This window comes from Halomonas sp. 707D4 (assembly GCF_024158685.1).
Taxonomy (GTDB): Bacteria; Pseudomonadota; Gammaproteobacteria; order Pseudomonadales; family Halomonadaceae; genus Vreelandella.
In genome coordinates, this window is sequence record NZ_JAMZBD010000130.1 from 1 (window position 1) to 7,422 (window position 7,422).

The following is a 7,422-nucleotide window of genomic DNA, read 5'->3' on the forward strand; positions in this document are numbered from 1 at the left end:
GTGGCCAGCGCCTTCGGCGTGCTGCTGGTGCTGGTGCCCTGGGTGGCGCTTGCAAGCTCCCTGCTCTGGGCGCTGTGCGCCTGGCGACTGCGCACCGCGGCGGCGGCCTCGCTGATCAGCGCTGCGGTCGCGCCGCCGCTCACGCTATGGCTCGCTGCCGACTACGTCCTGGTGGTGAGCGCCTTCACGCTTCTGGTCGGCCTGCGCCATGCGCTCAACATTCGCCGGCTGCGGCGCGGCGAAGAGCCCGGGCTTTCCGATCGCTAGTCACTCGGCGGGCGGCGTCAGCTGGTCCAGCGGCCAGCGGGGCGTGGCCTGCATGAGCCCCTGGGTGTCATGCTCGCCGGCGGCGAGGCGCTGGGCGCCCACGTAGGCGATCATGGCGCCGTTGTCGGTGCAGAAGCGGGCGCGGGGGTAGAAGGTCTTCGCGCCGCGCTTTTCGGTCTCCACGGCCAGGCGCTCGCGCAGGCGCGTATTGGCGCTGACCCCGCCGGCCATCACCAGCCGCTTCAGGCCGGTCTCGTCGAGCGCCCGGCGACACTTGATCACCATGGTGTCCACCACCGCCTCCTCGAAGGCGCGGGCGACGTCCGCGCGGGCCTGATCGTCGAGGGTACCATCGGCCTCGAGCTTTTTGAGCGTGGTCAGCGTGTGGGTCTTGAGCCCGGAGAAGCTGAAGTCGAGTCCGGGGCGATCGGTCATCGGGCGCGGAAAGCGAAAGCGCGCCGCGTCGCCCTGCTCGGCCAGTGCCGCCACCCTCGGGCCCCCGGGGTAGGCAAGCCCCAGCATCTTGGCGGCCTTGTCGAAGGCCTCGCCCGCAGCGTCGTCTACCGACTCGCCGAGCAGCCGGTAGCGCCCGAGCCCCGCGACTTCCACCAGCTGGGTGTGCCCGCCGGAGACCAGCAGCGCGACGAAGGGAAAGGCCGGCGGGTTCTCCTCGAGCATCGGCGCGAGCAGGTGTCCCTCCATGTGGTGCACGCCGAGCACCGGAATGCCCAGCGCCCGGGCCATGCCGTGGGCGGTGCTCGCACCCACCATCAGCGCGCCGACGAGCCCCGGGCCCGCGGTATAGGCGATACCGTCCAGATCGCGCTTTTCAAGCCCGGCCTCACCCAGTACCTGGTCGATCAGCGGCAAGAGCTTGCGGGTGTGGTCCCGCGAGGCGAGCTCCGGCACCACGCCACCGTATTCGGCGTGCATCGCCACCTGGCTGTAGAGGGCGTCGGCCAGCAGTCCTTCGCCCGCCGGAAGGCGGGTGTCGAAGAGCGCCACGCCGGTTTCGTCGCAGGAAGTTTCGATGCCGAGCACTCGCATAGGGAATCTCTGTAGAAGCTTACGAAATGGCGCCGATTTTATCACGCCGAGGAGGTCGGCGTGACACGCATTTGCCCGCCCGGCGACGGTTGACGGTGCATCACGCTCGACTAGGTTTAGTGGAGATCGCCCACCGTTCAAGGAGAAGAGCGCAATGTGGAACCAGTTCAGCATGACCCGGCGCCGGCTGCTCGGTGCCATGACCGCCGTGGCAGGGTCGGGATTGATTCCCGGCGCCTACGCCGGGGAGGCCTCGGACGAGAGCGATGCGGACGCCGCGAGCGAATCGCCCAGGCGCTGGTGCATCCGAAACGCTACCGTGCTGACCATGGAGCCCGGCCGGGCGCCGCTCGAGAAGGCCGATGTCTGGGTGGTGGACGGACGCATCGAGGCAATCGGCGAGAAGCTCGACAGCCAAGACAGCGAGATGATCAACGGCGAGGGCTGCATCGTCATGCCGGGGCTGGTCGATACCCACAACCACATGTGGCAGACCCAGATGCGCGGCATGTTCAATCAGACCGAGAACAGGCTGTTCTTCCCGCTGACCAACCGGCTGGGCGAGCATTTTCGCCCGGGGGATACCTGGGTGGGCGAGTACCTCGCGGCGATGGAGAACGTCGGCGCCGGCATCACCACCAGTGTCGACTTCTTCGACAACAATCGCGGCCCGGAACATGCCCAGGCCGCTCTCGAGGCGCTGGCGGCTTCCCCCTTGCGCGCGCGGCTGATGTTCGGCAACGAGAGCAAGACCTCGGGCAATTCGATCGACCTGGAACACTTGCGCGAGCTGCACGACGACTGGGAGCGCTACGCCGATCGCGGGCGGCTCTCGTTGGGTCTGGCCTGGCGGCTGCCGAGCGATCTGAGCGATCAGGACGCGATGACCATGAAGCGTCGCGAGTTCGAGGCCGCCCGCGAGAGGGGCCTGCCGATCGCCGTGCACGTCAGCGGCGAGGAGCATCACGCCATGTTCCAGCGCCTGATCGACGGCGAGTTCTTGATCCCCGAGCTTCAGGTGGTGCACGCCACCGACGCGCGGGAGGAGCATCTCGATGCGCTGGTCGAGGCCGGGTCGAGTCTTGCGCTCACGCCGGTCACCGAGCACCGGGTGGGCTATGGTCTCACCCGGCTCTCCCACTTCGCGCGGGTCGAGCGCCAGGGACTCGGCATCGACGGCAACGCGCTGGCCGGGCGCGGCGATCTGTTCGAGGTGATGAAGCACGCCGCGCTGACCGAGCTCGGCGCGAGCGAAGACCAGACCAGCGTCGACTGCGAGCGGATCGTGTCACTCGCCACCCGGCTCGGTGCCGAGTCGGTCGGCATGGGCGATCAGGTCGGTACGCTTGCGCCGGGCAAGCAGGCGGACCTGATCATGCTCGATACCCGTCGAGCCAACCTCGGCATGCTGCCCACCGAGCCCTACGCCTTCGTGGTGTTCGCCGCGACCCCGGCCAACGTGTCGCTGGTCTCGGTGGGCGGGCGCATCGCCAAGCGCAGCGGTGAGCTCGTGGATATCGACGAGGATGAGCTCGCTTCGCGCATCGACGCGTCGCTGTCGCACCTGCGCGACTACCTGTGAGCGCCGCCAGGCATGGGGCGTCGGTTGCAAAATGGCGCGGTCGCGACTAGACTACCTGGCGCTGTAAAAAATGGGTCGTACACTGTATCTGCAGACGTCGCTTCTGGCGTGGTATTAAGCGGTGTGCGCACTATCCGAACCAAGACTCCTTAAGGTAGGTGAGTGCTTAATGCCTTCTGTAAAAGTACGTGATAACGAGCCGTTTGACGTCGCCCTGCGTCGCTTCAAGCGTTCTTGCGAAAAAGCCGGCGTTCTTTCCGAAGTACGTCGTCGTGAGCATTACGAGAAGCCGACTGCCGAGCGCAAGCGCAAAGCGGCTGCGGCCGTGAAGCGTCACGCCAAGAAAGTCCAGCGTGAGCGCAAGCGTTTCGAACGGCTCTATTGATCCGTACCTAGAGACGCCTTTCGTGGGTGTCTCGAGAGGGATGCCAAGCGGCCGCCGTCAGGTGGCCGTTTGTTTTTAGACAGATCGTCAAGAAAGCTAGACAGTCGACGAGTGGTGTAACCCAAGTACTTCTTGGGTTAGGCCATTGAGTCCTTGCGCGGAACCCCCAATCCATGGCCGGACAGATCCCCCAGCGTTTCATCGATGATCTTCTGGACCGCACCGACGTGGTCGAGGTGGTGGGCGAGCGCGTGCAGCTCAAGAAGGCCGGGCGCAACTACTCGGGCCTGTGCCCCTTCCACCAGGAAAAGACCCCCTCCTTCACGGTCAGCGCCGACAAGCAGTTCTACCACTGCTTTGGCTGCAGCGCCAACGGCAATGCCCTGCGCTTTCTGATGGAGTACGACAAGCTCTCGTTCCCCGAAGCGGTGGAGCAGCTCGCCGGCCGCCTCGGGCTCGAGGTGCCCCGCGAAGGTGGCGACGACCCCAGGGCGCGCCAGCGCGAGCAGAAGCGCAAGGAGGCGGTGAGCCTTCTGGAATTGGCCGCGAGCTTCTATCGCGAGCGCCTGAAGATGCAGGAGGGGGAGGCCGCCCGGCGCTATCTGGACGGGCGCGACCTGTCGAAGGAGGTGATCGCCACCTACGGCATCGGCTATGCCCCGGATGGCTGGGAGGCGCTCAAGCAGCACCTGAGCGCCAAGGGCGTGAGCGAGCAGGTGCAGATCGAGTACGGTCTGCTGGTCCATCGCGAGGAGAGCAATCGCACCTACGACCGCTTTCGCGACCGGGTGATGTTTCCCATTCGCGACCTGCGCGGGCGCACCATCGCCTTCGGCGGGCGCATCATGGGCGATGGCCAACCGAAGTACCTGAACTCTCCGGAAACGCCGGTCTTTCACAAGGGGCGCGAGCTCTACGGACTCTACGAGGCGCGCCAGGCGGTCAGCAAGCTCGAGCAGTTGATCATGGTGGAGGGCTACATGGACGTGGTGGCGCTGGCCCAGTACGGCATCCACAATGCCGTGGCCACGCTCGGCACCGCGACCACGGAGGACCACCTGCACCGGCTGTTCCGGCTGGTCAACCGAGTGGTGTTCTGCTTCGACGGCGACCGCGCCGGGCGTCAGGCGGCGAGCCGGGCGCTGGAGACGGCGCTGCCGCAGATGATCGACGGTCGCGAGGCGCGCTTTCTGTTCCTGCCCGAAGGCGAAGACCCGGATTCGCTGGTGCGCCGCGAGGGCGAGCAGGCCTTTCAGGATCGCGTCACCTGCGCGATGCCGCTCTCCGAGTTTCTCTTCGAGCAGGCAGCCCAGGGGCGTGATCTGAACACCGTGGAGGGGCGCGAGCGTTTTGCCAGCCACGTGCTCCAGGCGCTCGAGCGGGTGCCCGAGGGCATGCTCAGGTCGCTGTTGCTCGAGGCGCTGGCCAAGCGAAGCGGTCTCTCGCGGGAGGAGCTCCAGGGGCTGCTCGCCCGGCGCGCCCCGGCGCCCGTGGTCGCGCCCGAAAGCGATCAGCCCTTGCCCGAGCAGGCACCGGTTCAAGCCGCGCGCGCGACCAGGCCGAAGGCGCTCGGACGCGTGCTTTCGAGCGTCGAGCGCATCGCCCAGCTGCTGCTTCACGAGCCGCGACTGGTGGAGTCGTTGCCGGAAGGCTTCGACTGGCTGCCGGACGACAGCGCCCACGGGCCGCTTTGCCGCGAACTCGTGATGCTGCTGCGCGCCGGGCGCTACAAGAGTCCTCAGGTGGTGCTGGCGCACTTTCAGGGAAGCGAGGAGGGGGAGGTGCTGGCCGAGCTCGCCCAGCGGGAGCTTTTGATTCCCGGGGCCACTCGCCAGGCGGAGCTTTCCGGGCTCGTCGAGCACCTGGTCGGCAGGCAGCGCAAGCGCTCGCCGGAAGAGGAGTACAACGCGCTGCTGGCGCTCGAGCGTTCGGGACAGAAGCTCGACAAGGCACAGCGGCAACGTTTGGCAACGCTGGTGGTCGAACTCACCCGAACGCGTTGACGCAGGTGCCAGGAACGGCGCCCGAGGCCAGGGGAAGGCGAGCGAGGCGGCAGGCGGGGTTGAACTCCCGTGGGCCACCTCCATATAGGGAACCACAAGGGCCTTGAAATGGCCTAACCGAGTAACCTAACACACCTGAAACACGGCGCAAATACGTTTAGCTGGGAAAAGTGCAGCAAATTACGCTATAATGGTCGGCTTGTTGAGTTTAATCGATTCAGCGCCCCAGGTGTTTCATTCTTCTTCGTCGAGATAGGGTTTCTATGGCTGGAAATGCGCAGCAGCAGTCACGTCTGAAGGAGTTGATCGCGCGCGGCAAAGAGCAGGGCTACCTGACCTATGCCGAGGTCAACGACCATCTACCCGAGGATATCGCCGACCCGGATCAAGTGGAAGACATCATTGGCATGATCAACGACATGGGTATCAGTGTCGTTGAGGAAGCGCCGGATGAAGACACTTTGATGATGTCGGATCACTCCACGGACGAGTCCGCTGCGGAAGAGGCCGTCGCGGCCCTTGCCGCCGTGGAAAGTGACGTCGGTCGCACGACCGACCCGGTGCGCATGTACATGCGCGAAATGGGCACGGTCGAGCTTCTGACCCGCGAAGGCGAGATCGAGATCGCCAAGCGGATCGAAGAGGGCACGCGAGAAGTGATGTCCTCGCTCGCGTACCTGCCCGGCGCGGTCAGCTCCATTCTCGAGGCTTACGACGCTACCCAGGACGAAGAAGCGCCGGGCCGGCTGTCGGATCTGTTCTCCGGCTTCATCGACCCGGACGAGGGCATCCCCGGCGTTGCCGAGGCGGAAACCGCCGAACCCGAGGTCGATACCGACCTGTCCGAAGACGACGACATCGACAGCGACGGTGACGACGACGAAGAGGACAACACCGCAAGCGAGGGCGGCCCGGACCCGGAAGAGGCGCGTGCGCGTTTCGAGCAGATTCGCGAGCAGAACGCCGCCGTGGCGGCGATGTTCGAGAAGCACGGTCGCGGCAGCGCCGAGCTCAAGGCCGAGCAGGAGCGCCTGGCGGAGCTGTTCTCGCCGATCAAGCTCGTGCCCAAACACTTCGAGCGCCTGGTCGGCCAGGTGCGCATCAGCGTCGAGCAGGTGCGCAACCAGGAGAAGACCGTGATGCAGCTGTGCGTGAAGAAGGCCAAGGTGCCGCGCAAGCTGTTCATCAAGTCGTTTCCGGGCAACGAGTCCGACAAGAGCTGGCTCGATCGTTTCCAGGAAGAGCAGCCCAAGTACGCCGATCGCCTAGAGCCGCTGCGTGCCGACATCGCTCGCTCCCAGCGCAAGATCGCCTTCGAGGAGGACATGGTGCAGCTCACCGTGACCGACCTCAAGGAAGTCAACCGCAAGCTCTCGATCGGCGAAGCCAAGGCGCGCCGCGCCAAGAAGGAGATGGTCGAGGCCAACCTTCGCTTGGTGATCTCGATCGCCAAGAAGTACACCAACCGCGGCCTGCAGTTCCTGGATCTCATCCAGGAGGGCAACATCGGCCTGATGAAGGCGGTGGACAAGTTCGAATACCGCCGCGGCTACAAGTTCTCGACCTATGCCACCTGGTGGATTCGTCAGGCGATCACTCGCTCGATCGCCGACCAGGCGCGCACCATTCGTATTCCGGTGCACATGATCGAGACGATCAACAAGCTCAACCGCGTGTCGCGCCAGATGCTCCAGGAAATGGGCCGCGAGCCGACCCCGGAAGAGCTCGGCGAGCGCCTCGAGATGCCGGAAGACAAGGTGCGCAAGGTGCTCAAGATCGCCAAGGAGCCGATCTCCATGGAGACGCCGATCGGTGACGACGACGATTCGCACCTGGGCGACTTCATCGAGGATGGCACCATGCTGCTGCCGATCGACCTGGCCACGGGCGAAGGTCTGATCGAGGCAACCCGCAACGTGCTGGGCGGCCTGACCGCCCGCGAGGCGAAGGTGCTGCGCATGCGCTTCGGCATCGACATGAACACCGACCACACCCTCGAGGAAGTGGGCAAGCAGTTCGACGTCACCCGCGAGCGTATCCGCCAGATCGAAGCCAAGGCACTGCGCAAGCTGCGCCATCCCAGCCGCTCGGAGCCGCTGCGTTCGTTCCTCGACGAGTGAGCGATGAGCGGTAAGTAG

General features: G+C 65.6%; 6 protein-coding genes. 5 read left to right on the forward strand and 1 reads right to left on the reverse strand.

Annotated elements, in window-relative coordinates:
- Window positions 1–267 (forward strand): glycerol-3-phosphate acyltransferase (locus tag BIS11_RS07505; protein ID WP_253585880.1); only part of this gene is annotated, 267 nt, incomplete at its 5' end.
- On the opposite strand, the gene tsaD is transcribed toward BIS11_RS07505, so the two are convergent.
- On the reverse strand, window positions 268–1,314 hold the full coding sequence (gene tsaD / locus BIS11_RS07510; protein WP_253425189.1) for a tRNA (adenosine(37)-N6)-threonylcarbamoyltransferase complex transferase subunit TsaD: 1,047 nt from the start codon (window positions 1,312–1,314) through the stop codon (window positions 268–270).
- Window positions 1,315–1,468: 154 nt separating this feature from the next.
- On the opposite strand from tsaD, the gene BIS11_RS07515 reads away from it, so the two are divergent.
- The 4 genes from BIS11_RS07515 (at window position 1,469) to rpoD (ending at window position 7,404) form a co-directional block, all read left to right on the forward strand.
- A complete protein-coding gene (locus BIS11_RS07515; protein WP_253425192.1) occupies window positions 1,469–2,896 on the forward strand; it encodes an amidohydrolase family protein in 1,428 nt (475 codons plus the stop codon).
- A gap of 169 nt (window positions 2,897–3,065) precedes the next feature.
- Window positions 3,066–3,281 carry a 30S ribosomal protein S21 gene (gene rpsU, locus BIS11_RS07520; protein WP_227389497.1) on the forward strand — a complete coding sequence of 72 codons (216 nt, stop codon included), beginning with the start codon at window positions 3,066–3,068 and terminating at the stop codon, window positions 3,279–3,281.
- A 173-nt stretch (window positions 3,282–3,454) separates the two neighbouring features.
- Window positions 3,455–5,284 (forward strand): DNA primase, encoded by a 1,830-nt coding sequence (dnaG, locus tag BIS11_RS07525; RefSeq protein WP_253425195.1) that lies wholly within the window; start codon window positions 3,455–3,457, stop codon window positions 5,282–5,284.
- A gap of 263 nt (window positions 5,285–5,547) precedes the next feature.
- The gene (gene rpoD / locus BIS11_RS07530) at window positions 5,548–7,404 is read left to right on the forward strand and encodes an RNA polymerase sigma factor RpoD (RefSeq protein ID WP_253425198.1); all 1,857 of its coding nucleotides are present in this window, start codon (window positions 5,548–5,550) and stop codon (window positions 7,402–7,404) included.
- The last annotated feature ends 18 nt before the right edge of the window (window positions 7,405–7,422 follow it).

What these genes read in the sequence shown, in the direction of transcription:
- tsaD (WP_253425189.1), bottom strand. Translation starts at nt 1,314, where the DNA reads ATGCGAGTGCTCGGCATCGAAACTTCCTGCGACGAAACCGGCGTGGCG.
- BIS11_RS07515 (WP_253425192.1), top strand. Translation starts at nt 1,469, where the DNA reads ATGTGGAACCAGTTCAGCATGACCCGGCGCCGGCTGCTCGGTGCCATG.
- dnaG (WP_253425195.1), top strand. Translation starts at nt 3,455, where the DNA reads ATGGCCGGACAGATCCCCCAGCGTTTCATCGATGATCTTCTGGACCGC.
- rpoD (WP_253425198.1), top strand. Translation starts at nt 5,548, where the DNA reads ATGGCTGGAAATGCGCAGCAGCAGTCACGTCTGAAGGAGTTGATCGCG.
- rpsU (WP_227389497.1), top strand. Translation starts at nt 3,066, where the DNA reads ATGCCTTCTGTAAAAGTACGTGATAACGAGCCGTTTGACGTCGCCCTG.